Genomic DNA, 23,414 nt, shown 5'->3' with positions numbered 1-23,414 from the left:
TAACAACGAAGACATCATTTGTAGCACAACGCTGCTGATCGGCAAGATGAACTCATACGCTGGTGACTGCCTTTGTGTGGAGCGAATTCATTCGCGAGACTGAGGTTCATTGGATACGTCTCTTTCGCCCAAGGTTTTCTCGCGAAGGATGCGCCCCCACCGGTATCAATCGCTCCCTGGACCGGTTTTACGCAGGATTCAACCATGACCTCATCGCGCTCGACCCTCCTGCAAGGTGTGACCTGTGCCGCGCTGGCAACGCTGTGCTGGGCCTGCAACTTCATCGCGCCTTACGTGTTGCAGGGCTACGGCGTTGCCGATTTCATGCTGGTGCGGTTCATCATGGCCGGCGTGCTCGGTGCTGTGCTGCTGCCGTTTTACCGTACTCAACTGCATGGCCTGAGCCCGCGACAATGGCTCACCGGCATGGGGCTCGGCGTGCTGGGTTACCTGGCATATAGCAGTTGCATCGCAGGCGGCGTGATCTACGGTGGGCCGTTGCTAATCGCTGCGTTTATCGGCGCCGTGCCTGTTTTGCAGGCGTTGCTCGGCAACGCCCAACACCGCTCGCTGCGCTGGAGCCAACTGGTGATGCCCATTGGTGCGCTGGGCCTGGGCCTGCTGCTGATCAATCTGGCACTGCTAAACCCTTCGAGCGGTGCGGCTTTGCAGGTAGGGGCCGGCTTGGCGTTTTCCCTCAGTGCAGTGCTGTTATGGCTGTCGTTCAGCATCATCAATCAAGCGACGATGGAGCATCTGCCCAGCCGGGCCACCGCTGCCTGGACCTGCTTGATGATGATCGGTGCAGGTCTTGCCGCCTCACTGCTGACGTCCGTGGCCTGGGCCACGAATCGGTTGCACTTGCCTGCTACGGGGATGGCAACGCCAGACGCGCTGCACTTTTACGGCTGGGCCTTCTTGATTGCGCTGTGCTCGTCGGTGGTCGGCGCCTGGGCCTGGAATTTCGCCTCGCAACGCCTGCCGATGGTGCTGTCCGGGCAATTGATCGCACTGGAGTCATTCTTCGCCACTGTGCTCGGACTGGCCTTTCACGGCCGGTGGCCGAGCGCCGCTGAGGCCGTCGGTCTGGCATTGCTCCTGTTCGGAACGGCTTATGCGGTGCGGATCATCCTCGCCCCCACGCCAAACGTCTGCCAACAACCCGCGGGCCGGTGAGGCAGGTGCGGCAGCCGGTTTTGGCCCTTTGGATTCGCGTTCTGGGGTCAAGCCTGGGGGAACACCGGTTCGCCCAGATTAAGCATCAGGCGATTGGCCCAGGCGAAAATCGAGATCGCGTGAATCAGGTCGAGCACCTGTCCATCGTCCAGGCCATGCTCGCGCAGTGCCTGAATGTGACCGGCGTTCAACGAGGCCGGCTCCAGGGTCAGCTCGATGGAAAACTGAACGATCGCTTTCTCGCGCTCGGTGGTGCCGGCAGTGGCGGGATCAGCGAAGATTTCGCGGATCACCTCGTTGCGCTTGGCCAGTTGTTCGAAGCGCTGCGCATGCACCGATGCGCAGTAGACGCAACGGTTGATACGCGAAACCACAGTGCTCGCCAGTTCGCGCTCGGCGCGGGAAAGGCCGCCGGGCGCGTACATGATCGCGTTAAAGGCTTGCGAGCGCTGCCGCAGGATGTCCGGGTGGTGCGCCAGGGTCAGGTAGTAGTCCGAGGTCTTGGCCTGAGGGTGGCTTTCCTCCAGCACGGCCAGTTGCTCGGCAGAGGCACTTGCCAGATCGACGGTGGGTAACCAGGCTTTCCAGCCCAGTACCTGATTGGTGAATCCGTTATCGCGAATGACGTCGCTCATTGTGCCTCTCCCGCTGCGCGCAAGGCCCCGAGCCCGGCGGCCAAACGTACCTGATAAGACAAAAACGCAATCAGCTGCGCGAGCACGACGATTTCCTCGGTGCTCAGACCTTGCTGCTGCAAGGCCTGCAGAGCCTGCTGGTCACCGTGAACCGGTGATTCAATCAGGGTGCGGGTAAAACGCAGGATTGCCGCCAGCCGAGTGTCGGCCAAAGCGTCGACGGCGCCGGACTCGATGTCGGAACACAGCGCCTTGTCGATGCCCTGCGCCTGCAATTGGTCGAGGTAATGAGCGGCCAGCAATGGCTGTGGCGTCAGGTAGGCGGCGTAGTAGCCCACCCACAGACGCTCGGTCAGCGACAGGTTGTTTTCAAGCACCGGGGCGAAGAACAGCTCCTGGCTGGCCTGGGTCGCCGAGGCGACTTTGTCACGCGCATGGCGAACCGCGTGCAGCGGCGTGCCGGGCTGTATCTGTAGCAAGCTGTCGAGCAGGTCAGTGGCGACAGCGGTGGGAGTGGTCGAGGTCATGATGACTCCTGCAAAGTGTCGAGAGCGCCCCTGCCACGGCAACGTGCCGGGCAGGCGCGAGACGGGTTCAAGGCTGCTCGGTGACCATGGTTGCGGCGGTGCGGTCGCTGACCAGTGGCTCGACCTTCAACCCTTTGCGCGCGGCCCAAATGTTCTGGTAGTGGAACAGCGGAATGATGCCGACGTCGTCGCTGACGACCTTGACCGAGTCCTGAAGAATGGTGCGCCGCTTGGCTTCGTCGAACTCGGCAGTGGCATCGATCAGGGCCTTGTCCACCAACGGGTTGCTGTAATGGCCCCAGTTGGAGGCCCCCTGCCCTTTATTGCTGTCGACGGTGGTCAGGATGTTGGTCAGCGCGTAGGCCGCTTCGCCGGTGCCGTTGCCCCAGGCGATCACGCTGATTGCCAGTTCATTCTTATTGGCCTTGCCTGCGTACACCGCCCACGGCAGCACTTCGAGCTGGACCTTGACGCCGATTCGCGACCAGAACTGCGCCACCGCCTGCATCGCCTCGGGCGCTTGCGGGTAACGATCGCCCGGTACGTGGACGGTCAGTTGAAAGCCCTCGGGAAAGCCTGCTTGCGCCAGAAGCTCCTTGGCCTGTTTCGGGTCATACGGAATGTTTTTGACCTGCGGGTTGTAGCCGAAGGTGTTGGCCGGCATCCATTGGTTGGCCTCGGTCACGGTGCCCTGCATGATGCGCTCGTCGATGGCCTGACGATTGATCGCCAGCGACAGCGCCTTGCGCACGCGCACGTCACGCAACGGGTTCTCGGCCAGCGGCTTGCCGGCGTTGTCGCGAATGAACTCGTTCGGTCCTTGGCGGAAACTCGGCTGGATGATCAGCGCGCGCAGGCCCTGGTAGGCGAAGACGTTTACCGAGGGAGTCTTGCGCAGCCGCTCGACGTCAGTCGGCGAGACCTTATCGATCACATCGACGTCACCGGCCAGCAGCGCGGCTGTGCGGTTGGCGGCGTTGGCGATGAAGCGGAAATCCACCTGATCCCAGGTCGGCTTCGCGCCCCAATAGCTGTCGTTGCGCTCGAACAGGGTGCGATCACCCGGCACATATGAAACGAAGCGGTAGGGCCCGGTGCCAACCATGGCCTTGCCCGAGTTGTAATCGGCGCTACTGGCAGTAGCACCCGCGTGGCGGCTGACGATGTAGATCGAATCCACGTCCGGCAGCAGGTTGGCGTTCGGCGTGCGGGTCTTGATGATTAGCGTGTGATCGTCCTGGGCCTTTACCGATTCAACCGTGCGCGTGGCGCCTGCATAGGAGGCGACGCTGCCCGGTACGTTGCGCGCACGCTCGAAGGAAAACACGAAATCGTCGGCGGTCAACGGCGTGCCGTCCTGCCATTGGACGTCGTCGCGCAGGTCGAACTGCCACGTGGTGTCATCCAGCACTTTCCAGCTTTTGGCCAGACCCGGCAGGGTTTTGTCGTCGTGACGATTGACCAGCGATTCGAAGGCGTGCAGCGCCACCGAGCGGTCACCGGCATAGTTGTTCAACTGCGGATCGAGGGAGGAAACCGGGTCGGCGTAACCGATGCGCAGGGTCTGCGCCGAAACGCTGCCGGCCGCCAGAATCAGCGCCGAAGCGATCAATGAACGAACACGTGGTTGCATGGAAATTTCCTTGTACGCAAAGGCAATGGGCACGGCGGGCGTCGAGGCGCTCGCTCATTGGTAGTCGTTGAGATGACAGGCACTAAGGTGGTTGGGCGAAACCTCCCTCAGCGCCGGGGCTTCTTCGCGGCAGCGCGCGGTGGCGTGCGGACAGCGAGGGTGAAAATGACACCCGGCGGGCGGGTTCAGCGGACTGGGGATTTCCCCTTTGATCGCGTCATATCGGGTACTGCGAACATCGAAACGCGGGATCTGCGCCAGCAGCGCCTGGGTATAGGGGTGATTGGCGCGGGCAAACAGATCATCGACCGAGGCGCTTTCCACCACCCGTCCCAGGTACATCACCACCACCCGGTCGCACAGGTGCTCGACCACGCCCAGGTCGTGGCTGATGAACAGATAGGTCAGGCCCAGTTCGTCGCGCAGGTCCATGAACAGGTTGAGAATCTGCGCCTGAATCGACACGTCCAAGGCAGCGACCGACTCATCGCACACCAGCAGTTCAGGCTGCACCGCCAGGGCGCGGGCGATGCCAATGCGCTGGCGCTGACCGCCGCTGAATTGATGCGGATAACGCTGGCGCAACTGTGGGCTCAGCCCGGCGCGTTGCAACTGGGCACTGACGTAATCGTCGAAGCCGCGCTTGTCGGTCAGGCCATGCAGCAGCGCGCCTTCGCCGACGATGCGATCGACCCGCAGCCGTGGATTGAGGCTCGACGACGGGTCCTGAAAGATCATTTGCACTTTCAGACGCACCGCGTGGCGCTCCTGTGCGGTGAGGGTGTCCAGAGGCCTGCCGTCCACTGACGCGGTGCCGGATGAAACCGGCAACAGCCCGGCCACCATGCGTCCGAGGGTCGACTTGCCGCAGCCCGACTCGCCCACCAACCCCACCACCTCGCCGCGATGAATGCGCAGGTCGACCCGGTCCACCGCGTGGGTCACAGGCTTGGGTTTGCTCAGTCGCAGGCGTTGCAGCAGGTGCTGCACCGAGTGCTCGGCCGGCACCTTGCCGAACGTCTTGCTGACCTGATCCAACTCGATCAGCGGGATCTGTTCACATTGCATCGGCGGCTCCGGGGTAAAAGCATCGAACGGTCTGGCCGGGCGCGACCTCGCGCATCTGCGGCTCTTCGGCGCAACGTGCAGAGGCTCGCGAACAACGCGGCGCAAACGCGCAACCGATCGGCATCGACAGCAGGTCGGGCGCCATGCCGGGGATCTGCCGCAGGCGCTCGCCCCGGCGGTTGCGGCTGGGCAGGCTGTCGATCAAGCCTTGCGTGTAAGGGTGCTGCGGACGGTCCAGCACATCGGCCACCGAGCCCTGCTCGACGATGCGTCCGGCGTACATCACCGCCACGTCATCAGCCAGGCCCGCCACCACCGACAGGTCGTGGGTGATCCAAATCAACGAAGTGCCGTGCTCGCGCACCAGCTTCTGCACTTCACTGAGGATCTGCGCCTGAATAGTCACGTCCAGCGCCGTGGTCGGCTCGTCAGCAATGATCAGGTCCGGCGAGTGCAGCATGGCGATGGCGATGGCTACCCGTTGGCGCATGCCACCGGACAACTGATGCGGATAGGCACTCAGGCGTTCTTCCGGGCTGGGAATACCCATCAACGCCAGGGTGCGTCCGGCATGCTCGCGGGCCTCGCGCTTGCTCAACGGACGATGGGCGCGCACCGCTTCGATCATCTGCGTGTCGACCCGCAGCACCGGGTTAAGGGTCATCATCGGGTCTTGAAAGATCATCGCGATGCGGTTGCCCTGCAAGTCGCGCAACTGGGCAGGCGAAAGCCCGGTGAGGTCGCGGCCCTTGAACAGCACCTGCCCGCCACTGATACGCCCCGGCGCGTCGACCAGTCCCAGAATCGAGAAGCCGGTCACCGACTTGCCGGACCCGGATTCGCCCACCAGCCCCAGCACGCGTCCCGGCTGGACGCGCAATGACACGTCGCGCACCGCAGGCAACACACCGGCGCGGGTGTAGAACGAGGTGCACAGATTGCGCACGTCAAGAGTCGGCGCCGTCGCAACGGACGCTTCAGGCAGGCTCATCGCTGCAACCTCGGATTCAGAACGTCACGCAGACGGTCGCCGACCAGATTGATCGCGACGATGGTGATCAACAGCGCCAGCCCCGGAAACAGGCTGATCCAGTATTCGTTGCTGAGCATGTACTGAAAGCCGTTGGCGATCAGCAGCCCCAGCGAGGGTTCGGTGACCGGCACCCCCAGCCCGAGGAACGACAGCGTCGCCTCAAGGGTAATGGCGCGGGCGATCTGCAGTGCGCCGATGACGATCAGCGGCGGCAAGCAATTGGGCAAGATGTGGCCGACCACGATGCGCCATGGGCCGATGCCCTGCCCGCGCGCGGCATCAACGTATTCGCGGCGGCTTTCGGTCAGCGCCTGGCCGCGCGCGGTGCGAGCGTAATAGGCCCACTCCAGCAGGATCAGGGTGAGCATGACATTGCCCACGCCCTTGCCCAGCCAGGCGAGGATCATCAGCGCCATGAGAATCACCGGAAAGGACAGCAGCAGGTCCACCAGACGCATGAGCAGCGCATCGAGCCAGCCGCCGACGTAGGCCGAGACCAGCCCCAGCAGCGTGCCGATGACCGCCGCGATCAGCGCCGAGCCGATACCCACCCACAGGCTGATGCGCAGGCCGTACATGATCGCCGAGACGAGATCGCGGCCCTGGCCGTCAGTGCCGAGCCAGTAGGTGTAGCCGCTGTCCATGTTGACGCTGCCTGGCGCGAGCCGCGCGTCGAGCACGTTGAGTTGCATCAGGTCGTAGGGGTTCTGCACCACGATCCACGGCGCCAGTACGGCGACCAGCACGATGGCCGATAGCACCAGCAGACCGAGCACCGCAGTGGGCGAACTCACGAACTCGACCGCGACCCGCCGCCAGGGCGATTGAGCCTGCAGACGTACAGCGTCCGGCACGGCTTTCGAAACGCTATTCATCGGCTGGCCTCGACACGTACACGGGGATCGAGCAGGTAATACAGGCCATCGACGATCAGGTTCAGGACTACGAAAATCACCACAACCACCATCAGATAAGCGACGACCACCGGGCGATCCAGGGTGTTGATGCTGTCCAGAATCAGTTTGCCCGCGCCCGGCCAGGAAAAGATGCTTTCGGTGACCACCGCATAGGCGATGGTCGAGCCCAATTCCATGGCCAGCACGGTGACCACCGGAATCATGGTGTTGCGCATGACGTGCATGCACATCACCCGCATCGGCGACAGGCCCTTGGCACGGGCAAACTTGACGAACTCCTGCGGCAGCACCTCACGCACACCGGCGCGGGTCAGGCGCAGCACCAGGGAGATCTTGAACAGCGCCAGGTTCAGCGCAGGCAGCAACAGGTGCTGCAATCCATCGAGGGTCAGCCAGGACCACTGCACACCGAACAGTTCGCGCGTAGCGCCACGACCGCTTGCCGGCAGCCAGCCGAGCTTGATCGAAAACAGCATGATCATCATCAACGCAACCCAGAACGCCGGCAGGGAAAAGCCCACAATGCTGCTGGCCATCATCAGCCGCGACAGCGGGTGGTCGGGGTAGGTCCCGGCAAACATCCCCAGCGGTACGCCGATCACCACCGCCAGAAACAGGGCGCTGAACGCCAGCTCGAACGTCGCTGGCAGGCGCTGCAGAATCAGGCGCATGGCGTCTTCGTGATAGACGAAGCTCTGGCCGAGGTTGCCGTGAAGCGCACCTTGAACAAACAGCAGGTATTGCTGCCACAGGGGTTTATCCAGCCCCAAGTGAGCGATGGCCTGCAAGCGTTCGGCCTGGTTCAGGTCCTCGCCCACCAGAATGTCCATCGGGTTGCCGATGGCGTTCAGGCCAATGAACACCACCAGCGTCATCAACAGGATAACCAGCAGCGATTGAACCAGCCGTCGTACTGTCCAGCCGATCATGTACGCAACTCGTCGGCGCTCGGCTGGCTGGCTACCCATTCATCGCCCAGCAGTTCCGGGTCGGCGTATTGCCGCATCGCCTCGAAATGCTGCTCGATGTCTTCGTTGAACAACAGCCCGGCCAATGCATGAGCAAGGCGTTTGGAGCCTTCGCTGATCGCCGGAATGTCCCCGGACACCGCGCCGTAGCTCAGCGCAGCCGGGTAACTGAAACAGTGGATATGGTTCAGGCCCGGACAGGCGCCGGGCGTCTTCTCCTGAAATTCGAAACCATTGCCCAGGTCCGGAAGCTCAGCCAGTTCGGCGTCCGCTTCGTCGGCAGGCGCCTGAAAACGATCCCGCCAGACACGAATTTGCGACGAGAACGGGGCAAACTCCGGACGCAGCGCAAAGTCGGTACGAAAGCCGGTGGCGAACACCACAAAGTCCGCCTCGATGCGTGCGCCGGGCGTTTGCAGATACACTCCGCCGGCTGGATTTTCTTGCAACGACAGCACCGGGGAATTCAGCAAAAAGCGTGCTTTGCCCGAGCGCGAGACACGCAGTGTGCTGCCACGGGGCGGCGGCACTTGCTGGGTATTGAGGTAGTTGCGAATGCGCCATTTCCACGCATCGGGCAGGCGCCAGTAGCCGTGGGTCATGCCGGGGTTGCCGGCGCCCTTGCCTTTGTTGATGCGTGGCAGCTCGGCGCGGCGAATCAGCAGGTCGACGCGCGTTGCACCGGCCTCCAGCGCGGTGGCAGCGCTGTCCATTGCCGATGCCCCACCGCCAATCACGGCAACCCGCTTGCCTTCGAACCAGTCGTCTTGCAGACCGTGCGCCGAATGCGCCCACAGATGACGCGGCACTTGCTGCGCAACCGCCGGAACCCAAGGGCCACCGAGGCCGTCGCGCCCCGTGGCGAGAACCACATGCCGAGCCAGCAGATTGAGCGTCTGCCCTGATGCTTGCACGTCCAGCTCCACGATTCCGTCCGCTCGCGGGGCAACGCGGGCCACGCGGTGCTCATTGCGCACATCCAAGGCGAGGACTTTGCGATACCAGCGCAAGTATTCGGCCCACTGCAGACGAGGGATCTTGTCCAGCGCAGCCCAGCCGTCAGCGCCGAACTGCGCCTCGAACCAGGCGCGAAAGGTCAGCGCAGGCAAGCCAAGGGCCGGACCGGTGAGCTGTTTGGGCGAGCGCAGGGTTTGCATGCGGGCGGTGGTCGCCCAAGGGCCTTCGAAACCGGCAGGGGCCTGATCGAAAATCACCGCAGCAACCCCCAGATGACGCAGCTCTGCCGCCAGCGCCAGACCGGCCATGCCACCGCCGATGATCGCCACGTCCAGCACCGGAGTGCCTTCGCTGTGACGCTGCTTGACCCACGGGCTGGCAGGCAAGTCGAGCCAAGCCAGATCCTGGCGCAGGCGCGCCTCCAGAGCCTCGAGGCCAGCAGGTGGAGTTACATCGGACATAGTGGGTACTCGGCGTGCGGTCGAGGGAAGTGCTCAACGCTGGACTCTAATCACTTCAAAAAGCGTTCCAGAATTCCAAAAATTGAATTCATAAAGGCCTTGAATGCTGAAACCGAATACTAAAAGGCGCTTTTTATTCTCGCAACGCGCAAAAAGGCATATTGATATTCCTACAGGGAATTAGCGCAGTGAAATACCACCAGGCTATTCGGCATAAATGCTCTGCAACAGCGCGTCGTGGGCACTGGCTTCATGCATCACCATCTCCGGCAGCAAGCGTCTGGCTGAGCTGGCGATCTCCTCGATCAGCGCCCGCGCTACGTCCGACAGCGGGCTGGCGAACGCAGAAATCAAACCAAAGAAGAACGGGATGTTGCAGGCGATTGGCCGTACCACGACACCTTCCAGTGGCACCCCCATGGCCGTGAATGGATCGACCAGCGCGACGCCCAGCCCGACCCTGGCCATCTGCATGGCGATCAACGATGTGTTGGTGTCCAGCATGCGCGGCGCCGTGCCGCCCGCATCGTGAAAGGCCTTGTCGATGCGCCGCCGGAAACGATAGGGATTGGCCATGGTGATCAGGGTCTGCTCCACCAGTTGCTCCATGGACAACACCGCATGGGCGGCCAGCGCCGAGTCGGCGGGCAAGACCGCGACGCAGGGCGCTTCACCGATCCAGTGGATGTCCAGGCCCCGGTGTTCCAGTGGCAGGCTGACCGCGCCCAGGTCCATGGTTTTGGTGAGCACCGCCTGCACCACATTCTCCGGCGACATGCTCTGCAGTTGGATCTGCTGCGGGCGCAGGTTATCCGGCAGGCGCGACAGAGCGCTGGGTAACAGGCCTAACGCCAGCGCGGAGATCGCCACCAGCTTGATCTGATGGTTTTCCTCCTGCGCGATGTGCTGCGCACGCTGACGGATATTGCGAACCCCCAGCAGCGCGCTTTCGACCTCGCCATACATCATGAAAGCCTTGTGCGTCGGGGTGACCTTCGGCCCACTGCGCTCGAACAACGCAAAACCCAGTTCCTGCTCAAGCTCCTGAATGACCCGCGTCACCGACGGTTGAGAGCGGCCAAGCATTTTCCCCGCAGCAGTCACGCTGCCCGCCGACATCACAGCGGCAAAAGCTTCCAGCTGACGCAGATCCATAAGTACGCCTTACCTAAATCAGAAACGGAGGGAGCAGCGCTGCGCGGTCCCGTTGGTCGGGCGAAAGTCTACACGCAGTCGTCGACCTGACGCTCGCAGCAATCGGTTGGCTGACTCTGCACGTTGATTCGGGTGCCCCCACACCTGCGAAACCTGCAGGGCCTGCGCTCACTGGGCGGCGAGCGTGATCGAGCGGCGCAGCGCGAAGGTTTTCGCAAGGCTCGTTGTACCTTTGGGAGTCACGCTGAGCGCTCTGGAATCCAGATGGCGCGTGACCCAGCCGCGCTTGAGCATCAGCTCAAGCAACGCCGCGCCCAACGCACCGCCGATGTGCGGCGCGCGCTCGCTCCAATCCATGCAGGGGTAGGCCAGACGCCGTCGCTGCTGGGCTACGGCGTCAACGTCGATCCCCAGGCTGTTCAGCAGATCTGCACCTTGGTCGGTCAGCCTGTAATCCTTGCCGCTGAGCTCGATGGCGCCGCCGCCCAGCAGCGCGTCATGCAGGCGCACGGCAATTTCGCCGGCGCAATGGTCGTAACAGGTCCGGGCGTGTTTCAGCGCAGAGGGGGTGCTGGGCCTGAACGGCGCCGCGCTGCGGTCGCCGATCGACAGCAACGCTTCCAGCGCACATGCCACTTGGGCATTGGCCAGCCGGTAGTAACGATGGCGTCCTTGCACGTGCATCTGCACCAACCCTTGCTCGCGCAGGCGCGCGAAGTGGCCGCTGGCGGTCGACGCACCTATGTCGGCCAAAGCGGCCAGTTCGGTGGCCGTGCGGGCACAGCCGTCCAGCAGCGCGCAGAGCATGCGCGAACGCGCAGGGTCGGCAATCGCCCCGGCCACCGCCGCCAGTGAAAGATCCGCAACGTCTGCATCCATGGTTCAGCCATTCCCGAAGTGTCCGCGTAGAGGCTCGCCATACTGCCGCCAAACCCTTCAAAGAGAAATACCCATGAGTCAACCGAGTTTTTTTGGCCGCAAGGTGGTGGCTGCAACGTTCGTGATGGCGGCCTTCGGCTGGGGCATCGGCTTCTATGGGCCGCCGATTTTCCTGTACGCGGTGATGCAACGGACCGGCTGGCCCCTGGCGATGTGCTCGGCTGCGGTAACGGTGCATTTTCTGGCCGGCACCGTGATCGTGGTGAAGTTGCCGGCCCTTTATCGGCGTGTCGGTCTGCCTCGGACCACCGTCACCGGGGCCATCGTGCTGGCTTTGGGCGTCTATGGCTGGTCAATTGCCGATCAGCCTTATCAGTTGTTCGTTGCGGCCTTACTCAGCGGGTTCGGCTGGGTGACGATGGGCGCCGCAGCGGTCAATGCAATTATTGCCCCATGGTTCGTCAGCAAGCGTCCAGCCGCGCTGGCAATGGCCTATAACGGCGCAAGCATCGGCGGTGTGGTGTTTTCATCGGCCTGGGTGTGGATGATCAACCAGTTCGGCTTTCAGCGGTCGGCCATCGGCGTGGGGATTGTGAGCATCACGATCATTGCGACGCTGTGCTGGAAGGTATTCAGCGTTCAGCCGGGGCAGCTTGGGCAGCATCCTGACGGCGCATCGGGGGCACTGCCGCAAACGGTACAAGCGCCGCACGGTTCAGCAATACCGTTGCGAGGTAATCGGCAGTTTCTGACGTTGTCGATGGCGATGTCTCTCGGGCTGTTCGCGCAGATCGGCCTGATCAGCCAGTTGTTCGTGTTGCTGGTGGGTCACATCACTGAAGCACAGGCCGGGCTGGCGATAGGCCTGGCAACCGCGAGCGCCATCGCCGGCAGGCTGTTGTCCGGCCGGTTGATGTCGCCGACCACCGACCGCCGCACCGCTGCCTGCGTCAGCTATGGCTGCCAGTTGCTGGGCTGCCTGACACTGATGGGGATCAGCTTAAGCCCGGTGTTGCTGTGGCCCGGCATGATGCTGTTCGGCCTGGGCATCGGCAACGCCACCTCGTTGCCGCCGCTCATTGCCCAGTCGGAGTTTCCTCGCCAGCAGGTCATTGGCGTGGTGACCTTGATCGTCGCCATTGCCCAGGGCTGCTACGCGTTCGCCCCGGCATTCTTCGGCAGCGTTGAAACGCTGGTTGAGGGTGGCCACGGTGAGTTAGGGGTACTGGCGATAGCAGGCGGACTTCAGGGAATGGCTATAGTTGCCCTGCATCTGGGACGCACAGCCCCGGCCCATGCACCGGGTATGACCCGGCGCGCCTGATGCTCACCCGTCTGGCAGCGCGGTGGACAGTTGCTATCAGATTCGTCACCCGCCGATGAGGAAATTCCCGGGCCGGGCCTCTTCACCTGCTTCCAGCACGGGCACATGCGCTTCATCCTTGAGGCTGACCCCCGACAATTGTCGACGCCAGGCCTCGCGCGTCAGGTACAGCAACTTGTGCGCGGCCATCGCATAACTCATGCCCTCGAGCCGCACATTGGAGATGCAGTTACGGGCCGCGTCGTTCAAGCCCACGCGGGGAGCGAAGGTGAAGTACAGGCCCAGGCTGTCCGGCGAGCTGAGGCCGGGGCGTTCGCCGATGAGGATCACCACCATGCGGCATTTGAGCAGCTCGGCGACTTCATCGGCCACCGCAACCCGGCCCTGCTCCACCAGCACCACCGGTGCCACGCTCCAACCTTCGGCCGCTGCCAACTGATCGATGCGCTCGAGCATCGCCGGGCTATGGCGCTGCACCGCCAGTGAAGACAAACCGTCGGCGACCACCACCGCCAGATCAAAACCGTTGGCATGGGCCTGGGCGTAATCGCGCAATTGCACAACCGATTCCTGCGACAAACGCCGCCCCAGATCAGGCCGTTGCAGGTAGGTATTGCGATCAGGCGCCGAGCTGTGGAGGGTGAGGGTTTCGCGCTGGCGGCCCGCCAGTTGCTCACTCAACGCTGCATGATCGAAGGGCAGATGCACCGCGTCCCGGGCCTGCGCATGGGCATACTGGAAATCCAGTTGCGCAGTGGTCGGCAGGCTGGTCCCGGCATGACCCAACGCGATGCGCGCCGAGGTCAGCGAACGCAACTGGCGCCAGGCATCGACCTGGGCCGGTGTTTTGCTGTGGTCATCACTCATCGCCCGTCCTCATTTCAACTGCGCCAGTGCCTGGCGGAAGAGCGGCGGCACCCCCTGCCCCAACCGCACGCCGCCGTCGTCCTGACGCAGAATGTCCATGCGCGTCAGCCACGCGTCGAACTCCGGGGCCGGACGCAGCCCAAGGGTCTTGCGCGCGTACAGGGCGTCGTGAAACGAAGTGGTCTGGTAGTTGAGCATCACGTCGTCAGAACCGGGAATGCCCATGATGAAATTGATTCCCGCCACCCCGAGCAGGGTCAGCAGCACGTCCATATCGTCCTGATCGGCTTCGGCGTGGTTGGTGTAGCAGATGTCGCAGCCCATGGGCACGCCCAGCAGCTTGCCGCAGAAATGGTCTTCCAGGCCCGCGCGGATGATCTGCTTGCCGTTGTACAGGTATTCCGGGCCGATGAAGCCGACCACGGTGTTGACCAGAAACGGATTGAAATGCCGCGCTACGGCGTAGGCGCGGGCTTCACAGGTCTGCTGATCGACGCCGTGATGGGCGTTGGCCGACAGCGCACTGCCCTGACCGGTTTCGAAGTACATCAGGTTGCGGCCCAGCGGCCCGCGATTCAGGCTCAGGCCCGCTTCATAGCCTTCGCGCAGAACCTCCAGGCTGATGCCGAAGCTGCTGTTGGCCTGCTCAGTGCCGGTGATGGACTGAAACACCAGGTCAACCGGCACGCCTTTTTCAATGGCCGCCACCGACGAGGTGACATGGGTCAGCACGCAGGCCTGGGTGGGAATGTCGTAATGACGGATGACGCCGTCGAGCATCTTCAGCAATTCGCTGATGGCGCTGATGCTGTCGGTGGCCGGGTTGATACCGATCATGGCGTCGCCGTTACCGTAGAGCAGACCGTCGAGGACGCTGGCGGCAATGCCCGCGGGATCATCGGTGGGGTGGTTGGGTTGCAGGCGCGTCGACATGCGTCCGCGCAGGCCCACGGTGTTGCGAAAGCGCGTCACCACGCGGATCTTCTGCGACACCAGTACCAGATCCTGCACGCGCATGATTTTCGACACTGCGGCGGCCATTTCCGGGGTCAGCCCCGGCGCCAGGGCCTTGAGGCTGGCCTCGGTGGCGTCGTCGCCCAGAAGCCAGTCACGGAAACCGCCGACGGTCAGATGGCTGACCGTGCTGAAGGCGGCACGATCATGGCTATCGACGATCAGCCGCGTGACCTCATCCTCTTCGTAGGGAATCAATACCTCGTCGAGAAAACGCTTGAGCGGCACGTTGGCCAAGGCCATTTGCGCCGCCGCGCGCTCGGCATCACTGCTGGCGGCGACCTCGGCCAGGAAATCGCCGGAGCGAGCGGGACTGGCCTTGGCCATGAGCTCCCGCAGGCTGTCGAACCGCCAGACCATGCCACCGATGCTGTGGGCGAAACTCATGGACAACCTTCCTTCTCTCGATCCCGTTGATTAACCGGCGACTGCGACCACCGGACCGCGACTGCGTACCACCTTGCAGAACAGCGCACCCACCGCCATCAGGCAAACAAAGATGCCGCAGATCAGCAGATTGAACCAGACCATCGCTATCAGGCAGACCACCGCCAGCACCAGAGCGATGCCCGGCACGATCGGATAGCCCGGGGCGCGGAAGCTGCGCTCAAGGTTCGGCTCGCTGCGGCGCAGTTTGAACAGACTGAGCATGCTGACGATGTACATCACGATAGCCCCGAATACCGACATGGTGATCATCGCGGCGGTCAGGGTCATGCCCTGCAGGTTGATCAGGCCATCACTGAGGATCGCCGCGATGCCTATGACGCCACCGGCAATGATCGCGCGGTGCGGGGTCTGGAAGCGCGACAGTTTGGCCAGGCTCGGCGGCAGGAAACCTGCCCGCGCCAAGGCGAAGAACTGACGGGAGTAGCCAAGGATGATGCCGTGAAAACTTGCTACCAGCCCGAACAGGCCGATCCACACCAGCATGTGCATCCAATTGGAATTGTTACCCACGACGGCTTTCATTGCCTGTGGCAACGGGTCGTTGATGTTGGCCAGCGCACGCCAGTCGCCAACGCCACCGGCGAAGATCATCACGCCAATCGCCAGCACCACAAGGGTCAGAATGCCCGCCACGTAAGCGCGGGGAATGGTGCGTTTCGGGTCCTTGGCTTCTTCAGCGGCCATGGCGGCGCCTTCGATGGCGAGGAAAAACCAGATGGCGAACGGAATCGCCGCGAAGATGCCGCTGATCGCAGGCAGGCTGAAGGTGTCGGAACCGGCCCAGCCGCCCAGCACGAAGTTGCTGAAGCTAAAGCCCGGTGCCACCACACCCATGAACACCAGCAGTTCGGCGACGGCCAGCACCGTGACCACCAGCTCGAATGTCGCGGCAATGCTGACGCCGAGGATGTTCAGGGTCATGAACACGATGTACGCGCCGATGGCCGCGACGCGCGGGTCAAGTGAGGGGAATTGCACGTTGAGGTAGGCGCCAATGGCCATGGCGATCGCCGGTGGCGCGAAGACGAATTCGATCAACGTCGCAAGACCGGCGATCATCCCGCCCCTCACACCGAAAGCACGCAGGCTATAGGCAAACGGCCCCCCCGCGTTGGGGATGGCAGTGGTCAGTTCGGTGAAGCTGAAGATGAAGCAGGTGTACATCACCGCCACCATCAGCGTGGTCACCAGAAAGCCCAGCGTCCCTGCGGTGCCCCAGCCATAACTCCAGCCGAAGTACTCGCCGGAAATCACCAGGCCCACGGCCAGCCCCCACAAGTGCAGGGTTCCCAATGTCGGTTTGAGTTGTGAAACGGTCATGTGTGTGCACCCCGGTAGCCAAGCGACGGTATTTGCCTGAGGTCGAGCATAGCCACCGCATTGCGGTTAAGGCTTGACTGTGCAAAGCGTGGTTTGTCCTGTGCGGTCAAGTTTTGCGCATGTCGGCACGTGGTGCGCGATGCTGGCGCACGGATCGGAAAACATGCGTTATTACGGGTCATGAATGAGGCCGCTTGGCATCCCGGCATCAAATGCTGCGCTGGCCGAGTGAGTCATTGAGTAGCAAATGCGTTGCGCGCCCTGGCCCCTTTTTGACGACGCATCATCTGGGGGAGTGAATCTGCTCAGCAAGAGGTTCGTCCATCTGACACTTCATCAGGGCCTGTGCTAGAGCATTCGCGCGCAAGCTCGCGCCCACAGGTTCTAGCAGCGAGTGGCGCCACGGCCGATCACCGAGGAGTCTTCGCCGGAAAAAGGTATGACATTTGCTTGAATGAAATTCATACAGACCGTTAAGGCCGTTTACCCCGATGCTTCAGACCCTCCTCCCCAGCGCGGTTCCCAGCAATGCCGCCAGCAACCGCGGTGTATTGTCGGCTGCTGCCAACGGTCTGGACGGCTTCATCCTGCAGCACGGCGGCGACCTGGATCGAGTCTTCGGCCGCTCCGGCATCGATCCCGAGCAGTTGCTGCACCCAACCCTGAGCCTGCCCCTGACAAGTTACTGCCAAGTGCTGGAAGAAGCAGCGCGGCAGACCGGTTGCGACAATTTCGGCCTGCGCTACGGTCAACAGTTTCAACCCCAGGCCCTGGGTTTACTGGGCTATATCGGCCTGTGCTCGCCGACGCTGGAAGACGCGCTGATCAACTTCTGCGCCGCATTCCCCTTCCACCAGCACAGCACGCTGATCGAGCTGATGGATGTGGGCGAGTGTTACCGCTTCGACTATCAGGTACGCCACGGCGCGATCAACGAACGCCGTCAGGATGCCGAGCTGACCATGGGCATGGCGCTAAACCTTGTACGTCACGTACTCGGCCCCGACTGGGCACCGCGGCAGGTTGCCTTCGAACATGCCAAGCCGCAGGACTGGCACGAACACCACGACGTGTTCCAGGCAGAGGTGCAATTCGCGCAAGGCTGCAATTCCCTGCTGATCCCCAAATGCGATGTGGTCGACAAGGTCATGCCCGGCAGCGACCCGATCCTGCTGATGCTGATCAAGGACGCGATCCGCCAGTTGGGTGAGAACGGCAGCGGCCTTGACAGTGAAACCGGCCTGCTCGACCGCGCCCGTCAGATCATCGTCGCCAGCCTCCATCTGGGCGAACCGGTGCTGGAGCAGATTGCTCATCATCTGGGCCTGTCCGAGTGGGCCCTGCAACGCAAGCTGCGCGACCATGGTTTGAGCTTCACGCAACTGGTCGACCAGATTCGTCAGCAATCGGCCCTTGCCCACTTAAAGCAACAGAGATTGAGCATCACCCAACTGGCCTCGATGCTCGGCTACTCGGAAACCAGCGCTTTCTCCCGCGCGTTCAAACGCTGGTTTGGCGTCAGCCCGAAGCAGTGGCGCAGCGCAAAAGGCTGCCTTTGATGTGGTCGGGAGGGCACGCGGGCCACGATTCGGCATGAAGCGTCAGCAAAATCGGCGACCCGGTGCTGCCCAATGTGCCGCGCCCACCGGGCTGACCGCCGGCAGACCGTTGAAGTAGAGCGCCAACCCGGCATCTGCTACGGCCTGCGGCCAGAATCAAAAACGCACCAATGCATCTCTGATCTGCCTCTGACCGAAGGGCGCCTTGCTTGCTCGCAATCTGCTTCTGCCCGGAGGGCGTAGGAGCCTTGCTTGCAGGCGATCTGCCGGGAACCGGCAGTAGAACCTCAGAACGCGGTGTGTCAGGGATGCCCGAGGTGCCTGAATTTGCTGCCGGTCCCCGGCAGATCGCCTGCAAGCAGGGCTCCTACGCCTTCGGCAGAATCAAAAGCAATCGCCGGCCTGTAACCCTTTTACCCTTCTACCCTTCTACCCTTCGCCCTTTCGCCGTTTCGCCGTTGGACCTGCAAATCCGTTGCACTACGCGGCACCCGGCCTTCCTTGATGTCACGCTGTTCACGCAACGCTTTCTGGCCTTCGCTGCACAGCGCCCAGTGCAGGTAATCCTTGATAAACGGCGAGTGAAAAAGCGCGACCGCTGACTCATCAAACGACGCTGCCGCACTCGTTAATGCCGTCGCCTGCGCAATCAACGCTTTTGATTCTGCCCGAAGGGCGTAGGAGCCTTCGGCAGAGTCAAACCATTGGCCGGGCTACAACCCCTCGACCTTCCGGCGCTCGGCCTGCAAATCCGTTGCGCTGAGCGGCACATAGCCTTGCGCGCTGTCGCGCTGTTCACGCAGCGTTTTCTGGCCTTCGTCGGACAGCGCCAGGCGCAGGTACTCCTTGAGGAACGGCGGCAGTTTTCGGCCTGGCGGGTTGTCGATGTACAGATGCAAAAAGGCCGACAACGGATAAGCTCCCGCTGCCACGGTCTTGTAGTCCGGTGATCTGAACGGCTCGCCTGCCTTGCTCGCCAGCGGCAGCACGCGTACGTTTCGGGCGGTCCTGCTGGCGTCGACCCATCCCGTCAGGCCGATGCCGTAAGGGTCGTTGGCCACGGCCTCGATCACTTCTTCACGACTGTTCAGCGCTTCGTACTTGGCGCTGAAGGGCTTGCCGCCGAGCTTGTCCATGCGCAGATTGGTGGCAAATCCGCCATCGTCGCGCAGGCCGTAAACGTGAATACGCCGTGCCGACCGTGCCCCGACGCCGAGTTGCCCCCAGGTATTGAGGTCGCCCTCAGGCTGGCCGGTGGTGACAATCCGCGCCAGATCCTGCAGGGTCAGGCCGGGTAACGGGTTGGCCGCATTGACGTAGGCCGCAGGCGGCGTTTTGTGCGGCGGGCGCGGGCCGAAACCCGAATAACCGATACGGATGTCCAGCGGCGCGTAGCCCTTGACCTGCTCGAAGCCATGCACATCGCCCAGCCACGCTTCGCGGGACAGCGGTGCGATGGCCGTGGCGTCGGCCGTGAGGGCCGGGATGCCCACCGACGAACCTTTGGCTGTCAGCGCAAACTTGAACCCCGGGTGCTGCTCAGTGAACAGCGCGTTGAGCGTGTTCATCAGGTCGCCCATGCCGTCGTTGCCAATGACGGCGATGGCGCCATCTGAGGTCAGGTACGGCGCGTCGGTCGGTGGCGTGAGGGTTTGCGCGTTGACCGACAGACTGACGGCCAACACGGTCAGCGCACCGAAGGCGTATTTGATGCTGGAAGTTTTCATTGCGGCGCCACCTCGTCGAGTTTGGCCAGTTCCGTACGGGCGTCTTTGGCCGTCAATGGCAGATAGCCCTTTGGCTGGCTGGCGATCAGCGTTTGCCCCTGACGCGATAGCACGAACCGCAGGTATTCGCGCACCAGCGGGTCGATGGTCTTGCCTGGCTCGCGACGCACGTAGAAGTACAGATAGCGGCCATAGGGGTAGCTGCCGTCGGCGACTTGCGCGGGAGTGCCGGTGGTGATCCGGCCGGTGTGCGGATCGAGGATGCCGAGCTGCTTGATTCGCGCATTCTCCAGGCCGATGGCGGCAATGCCGATGCCCGCCGGGTCAGCCGCCAGGCGTTCGAGGATCAGCTCGGTCTTGCCATAAGCTTCGTAGTTGGGCGCAAGCGGCAGACCGTTCAATTGATCCTTCTGCATGTAGGTGCCGAATCCGGTGAACTCAGGCGTGCCGTAGGGGTGGATCGCCCGCTCGGCCCACTCGCCCTTGAGGCCCAACTGCCCCCAGCGGGAAAAATCGCCCTTGGGATGGCCAATGGTCAGGGTACGGTTGATTTGCTCGATGCTCAGGGTGTCGATGGGATTGGCGCGGTTGACGTAGGCCGCCAAGGACGTTGCCAGATGCTGCGAGGTGTCGTCACTGGCGTAGGCGATGCGGATTTCCAGCGGGGCGCTGCCGACGATCTTGCTGTAGGCGCTGGTTTCAAGCGGGTTGATCGCCCGGCCCATGGCACCGAACATCGTGACGCCATGGGTCAGCAACGGTACGGCGCTGGTGGTGCCTTTGGACTCGATTCGAAAGCGCCAGTCAGGGTGCAGGTCTACCAGCGCGGCGTTGAAACGCTTGACGATGAAGTCCACATGATCGGCGCCCGCGATGCGAAATGCGCCGTCCTTGTCGACGAAACGGGCGTCAGCGAACGGGCGTGCCGGTTGCGCGGTGTAATCCGCCAGCGCCGGGTCAATGAAGGGCCCGGCGAGTGCGACCGAACCCAGCGACAGCCCGGTTATCAACGCCATTGCGCGAAGGGTGAAGGTGCGACCAGTCATAGCGAATCCTTTTCCTAGTGAAAATCGGTGGCGAACGGCAGGTCTGCGGCATGCGCAAACCCTGTAGCAGCCCGGCTCGTCGGCGGCTGCACGCTCGGCAATGCCACCTTCGGCAAGCGACAGCCAGGGCCTGCGGCCTGAACCCCACCGCCTCCTACGCCTGAAAACGCACACATCAAAACTCCAGCTTCGCCCGCGCCACCAGTTGGCGTGGTTCACCAATGGCTATGGCTGGCGAACCCAGGCCGCTGGACGAGGTGTAATACTTCTCGTCAAACATGTTTTTCAGGTTCAGTTGCAACGTCAGGTCGCGCTCATCCAGCCTCATCTTGTAGGAGACAAAGGCATCGGCGACCTTCGAGGACGGCAGGTAATACTCGGTCCCGGTACCATTGTTGACCCCCCAACGGCTGGCGAAACGCGCACCGGCACCGGCGCGCAGATCACCCACGCCGACCTGGCCGAAATCGCGGGTCAGGTACACGGCGCCGGTGTGCTTGGACACGCCATCGAGCGGCTGGCCTTTGAGAATCGGGTCTTGCAGCACCTTGGTGTCGGTGTAGGCATAGCTGCCGGTGATGCTCCAGAACTCGTCGAGCTGACCGGTGATGTCAGCTTCCAGCCCTCGCGAGCGCACTTCCCCGGAGACCCGGGTGCAGGTCTCGGTGCCGCAGGGCTCGCTGGTCTGAACGTTTTTCTTGTCGATGTTGAACAGCGCCACCGTGGCGGTGATCGCATCATTCTGGAACTTGGTGCCGATCTCGTAGGATTTGCCTTCTTCCGGTGGCAAATCGCCAATCGGTGAGGCAATCGAGGTGTTTGGGCGGAACGACTCGGTGTAGCTGCCGTACACCGACCAGTCCGGCTGAATCAGGTAAACCAGGCCGACGCGGGGCACTACTTTGCTGTCCTTGACATCGGCGCCGACCACGAAGGGTCGTCCTTTGCCCGTCAATTCATCGAACGCGTCGTAACGCAGGCCCGCCTGGAAAATCCACTGGTCGTTCAGGTGAATCGCATCCTGCACAAAGAACGCGTGGGTGCGCAGGTGATCGGTCTGGTCGCTGTTTGCCGCACTCACCGTACTCGGCTGGGCCGTGGCGCCATAGACCGGCGTGTTGTAGTTGAAATCCACCTTGTTGGCGCTGCGGTACAGGTCGCCCAACTCACGATCGTTTTTCATGTAGTCGGCACCGAACAGCACTTCATGCCGCACCTCGCCCCAGTACAGGTCACCGAGCATGTTGACCGTGGCGGTGTGAGCGAACTGCACTGCATCGCGGGTGGCATCGCCACGGCGGGTCACCGCGCCGGTGGTGTAGTTGGCCGAGATGAAACGCGATTGGTAGTCGTTGTAATAATTGCGGCTATAGGCGTAACCGGTGCGCAGGGTCCAGGTGTCGTTCAGGCGGTGATCCATGCGCAGATCGAGGGAATCTGAGCGCCCGGTGGTGACGTTGAACGGCTCGTCCAGACGACGGGTGCGCGGGATGTCCAGCACCTTGCCGGTCTTGGTGTTGATCTGCGTGCCACGGTCGAACGGCACCGAGTACTCCATGTGCTCGTAGGCCACGGAAACCGTGGTGTCATCGCCATACCAGGCCAGCGACGGCGCGATCACCGATTGGTCGATGCTGCCGAAGTTGCGCCAGTAATCGTAGTTCTGCTTGTCGGCGATGAGGCGATAGGCCAAGCCGTTAGTGCCGATCGGGCCGGTCAGGTCAATCTGCTCGCCACCGCCGCCGAAGCTGGTGCCGAACGCGGAGATGGAATGGGCGTCGACCAGTTGCGGCTTCTTGGTGACGACGTTGATCACTCCGCCCGGGTCCTGAACGCCGTAGAGCATCGACGAAGGGCCCTTGAGCACCTCTATGCGCTCGGTGGTGGGCGTGAAGTTGCGCGCCTGCACCGACTGCATGCCGTCGCGCATGATCGAGTTGTCGCGGTTGGTGCCAAAACCGCGCTTCTGGATCGCGTCCTGGGTGCCGCCCAGGGTGTTGCCCTGCTTGACCCCGCTGACCGCGTTGATCGCCTCGTCCAGGCTATTGGGCTGACGATCTTCGATGACCCGATTGGTGACCACGTTCACGGTCTGCGGCACCTCCACCAGCGGGGTCTCGGTGCGGGTGGCGACCGAAGCCTTACGCGCCTGATAGCGGGTGCGGCTGTGCTCGGTTTCGCTGATTTCGCCCTGGGCATCGGCATCGATATTGACGGCGTCCAGTTGCACCTCTTCGGCGCTAGCCAGTGCACTCATGCCAAGCGAACACAGCACTGCCGTCACCGAGCACATCCCCAGCAGGGCGGCGGGTCGAAGAGCGGGAAAAGCAGACACACGAAAACCGGATTGAACTGTCATGAACGGGTAAACCTGAGGTGTCGAGTAGTGAGGGGCTCGTTGCGAAACGAATCTGATTCTCACTACACGGATGTCAGCGGGATTTACCTCACATGATTTTTAAAAATATTTGAGCCCAAGGCTGCCGCGCACCTGGCAAGCGCCGCGAAACCTGTAGGAGTTACGACGGCAGCGAAGGCGTTGGGCCATTGATGGAGGTACGGTCTGACCCACCGCCTTTGCGGCTGTCGCACAGCCCCAGCAGCTTGTGTCTCTAGCTGATCGTTACCACGCCCTCCGTCACTAGTGTCCGGTAAAAACCGAAGGGGGAGATTGCTCCACCTTGCTGTTGGCGGCCTT

Annotated in this window: 19 protein-coding genes; 3 read left to right on the top strand and 16 right to left on the bottom strand. The window is 62.6% G+C overall.

Going from position 1 to position 23,414, the window contains the following annotated elements; translation table 11 throughout:
- Nucleotides 1-204: 204 nt before the first annotated feature.
- Nucleotides 205-1,176 carry a DMT family transporter gene (locus tag B3I26_RS08180; RefSeq protein WP_296256861.1) on the top strand — a complete coding sequence of 324 codons (972 nt, stop codon included), beginning with the start codon at nt 205-207 and terminating at the stop codon, nt 1,174-1,176.
- Between the two features lie 47 nt (nt 1,177-1,223).
- Here B3I26_RS08180 and B3I26_RS08175 read toward each other — a convergent pair whose 3' ends face one another.
- The 10 genes from B3I26_RS08175 to B3I26_RS08130 all read right to left on the bottom strand — a co-directional run bounded on the left by B3I26_RS08175 (nt 1,224) and on the right by B3I26_RS08130 (nt 11,409).
- Complete coding sequence (locus B3I26_RS08175; protein ID WP_296256860.1) at nt 1,224-1,811, bottom strand: peroxidase-related enzyme; 588 nt, start codon at nt 1,809-1,811, stop codon at nt 1,224-1,226.
- Nucleotides 1,808-2,338: a CMD domain protein gene (locus B3I26_RS08170; protein WP_296256858.1), complete on the bottom strand. Its 531-nt coding sequence runs from the start codon at nt 2,336-2,338 to the stop codon at nt 1,808-1,810. The genes B3I26_RS08175 and B3I26_RS08170 overlap by 4 nt, the downstream gene beginning before the upstream one ends.
- Before the next feature lie 67 nt (nt 2,339-2,405).
- Nucleotides 2,406-3,971, bottom strand: a complete 1,566-nt coding sequence (locus tag B3I26_RS08165; protein ID WP_296256857.1) for an ABC transporter substrate-binding protein — start codon at nt 3,969-3,971, stop codon at nt 2,406-2,408.
- A 54-nt stretch (nt 3,972-4,025) separates the two neighbouring features.
- A complete protein-coding gene (locus B3I26_RS08160; RefSeq protein WP_296256855.1) occupies nt 4,026-5,039 on the bottom strand; it encodes an ABC transporter ATP-binding protein in 1,014 nt (337 codons plus the stop codon).
- Entirely contained in the window at nt 5,029-6,030 is a 1,002-nt protein-coding gene (locus B3I26_RS08155) for an ABC transporter ATP-binding protein (RefSeq protein ID WP_296256853.1), read from the bottom strand. Before B3I26_RS08155 ends, B3I26_RS08160 begins: the two co-directional genes overlap by 11 nt.
- Entirely contained in the window at nt 6,027-6,947 is a 921-nt protein-coding gene (locus B3I26_RS08150; protein WP_296256851.1) for an ABC transporter permease, read from the bottom strand. The genes B3I26_RS08155 and B3I26_RS08150 overlap by 4 nt, the downstream gene beginning before the upstream one ends.
- Nucleotides 6,944-7,918, bottom strand: a complete 975-nt coding sequence (locus B3I26_RS08145) for an ABC transporter permease (protein WP_296256849.1) — start codon at nt 7,916-7,918, stop codon at nt 6,944-6,946. Before B3I26_RS08145 ends, B3I26_RS08150 begins: the two co-directional genes overlap by 4 nt.
- On the bottom strand, nt 7,915-9,375 hold the full coding sequence (locus tag B3I26_RS08140) for an FAD-dependent oxidoreductase (RefSeq protein WP_296256847.1): 1,461 nt from the start codon (nt 9,373-9,375) through the stop codon (nt 7,915-7,917). Before B3I26_RS08140 ends, B3I26_RS08145 begins: the two co-directional genes overlap by 4 nt.
- Nucleotides 9,376-9,579: 204 nt before the next feature.
- Nucleotides 9,580-10,530 (bottom strand): LysR family transcriptional regulator, encoded by a 951-nt coding sequence (locus B3I26_RS08135; protein ID WP_296256845.1) that lies wholly within the window; start codon nt 10,528-10,530, stop codon nt 9,580-9,582.
- Between the two features lie 168 nt (nt 10,531-10,698).
- Nucleotides 10,699-11,409: an ArsR/SmtB family transcription factor gene (locus B3I26_RS08130; RefSeq protein WP_296256844.1), complete on the bottom strand. Its 711-nt coding sequence runs from the start codon at nt 11,407-11,409 to the stop codon at nt 10,699-10,701.
- A 73-nt stretch (nt 11,410-11,482) separates the two neighbouring features.
- Between B3I26_RS08130 and B3I26_RS08125 the strand changes: the two genes are divergently transcribed.
- Nucleotides 11,483-12,733: an MFS transporter gene (locus B3I26_RS08125; RefSeq protein ID WP_296256842.1), complete on the top strand. Its 1,251-nt coding sequence runs from the start codon at nt 11,483-11,485 to the stop codon at nt 12,731-12,733.
- A 45-nt stretch (nt 12,734-12,778) separates the two neighbouring features.
- Here the strand turns inward: B3I26_RS08125 and eutC are convergent, their stop codons facing one another.
- From eutC to eat, 3 genes are read right to left on the bottom strand one after another with little or no spacing between them, the layout of a single operon-like run.
- Entirely contained in the window at nt 12,779-13,600 is an 822-nt protein-coding gene (gene eutC / locus B3I26_RS08120) for an ethanolamine ammonia-lyase subunit EutC (protein WP_296256841.1), read from the bottom strand.
- A 9-nt stretch (nt 13,601-13,609) separates the two neighbouring features.
- A complete protein-coding gene (locus B3I26_RS08115) occupies nt 13,610-15,001 on the bottom strand; it encodes an ethanolamine ammonia-lyase subunit EutB (protein ID WP_296256839.1) in 1,392 nt (463 codons plus the stop codon).
- A gap of 30 nt (nt 15,002-15,031) precedes the next feature.
- Entirely contained in the window at nt 15,032-16,384 is a 1,353-nt protein-coding gene (eat, locus tag B3I26_RS08110; protein WP_296256837.1) for an ethanolamine permease, read from the bottom strand.
- Nucleotides 16,385-16,875: 491 nt separating this feature from the next.
- Here eat and qhpR point away from each other — a divergent pair, with 491 nt between their 5' ends.
- Entirely contained in the window at nt 16,876-17,943 is a 1,068-nt protein-coding gene (qhpR, locus tag B3I26_RS08105; RefSeq protein ID WP_296256836.1) for an AraC-like transcriptional regulator QhpR, read from the top strand.
- A 713-nt stretch (nt 17,944-18,656) separates the two neighbouring features.
- Here the strand turns inward: qhpR and B3I26_RS08100 are convergent.
- From B3I26_RS08100 to B3I26_RS08090, 3 genes are all read right to left on the bottom strand, one after another.
- On the bottom strand, nt 18,657-19,670 hold the full coding sequence (locus tag B3I26_RS08100; RefSeq protein WP_296256834.1) for a PstS family phosphate ABC transporter substrate-binding protein: 1,014 nt from the start codon (nt 19,668-19,670) through the stop codon (nt 18,657-18,659).
- A complete protein-coding gene (locus B3I26_RS08095; RefSeq protein ID WP_409522096.1) occupies nt 19,667-20,716 on the bottom strand; it encodes a PstS family phosphate ABC transporter substrate-binding protein in 1,050 nt (349 codons plus the stop codon). Before B3I26_RS08095 ends, B3I26_RS08100 begins: the two co-directional genes overlap by 4 nt.
- A gap of 175 nt (nt 20,717-20,891) precedes the next feature.
- Nucleotides 20,892-23,018, bottom strand: a complete 2,127-nt coding sequence (locus B3I26_RS08090; RefSeq protein WP_296257458.1) for a TonB-dependent siderophore receptor — start codon at nt 23,016-23,018, stop codon at nt 20,892-20,894.
- Nucleotides 23,019-23,414: the final 396 nt, after the last annotated feature.

The sequence above is a fragment of the Pseudomonas sp. UBA5706 genome, from assembly GCF_002419965.1.
In the GTDB taxonomy this organism is placed as follows: Bacteria; Pseudomonadota; Gammaproteobacteria; order Pseudomonadales; family Pseudomonadaceae; genus Aquipseudomonas.
The sequence above is the reverse complement of the archived record's forward strand: the minus strand, read 5'-3'. Positions and strand labels throughout refer to the sequence as shown.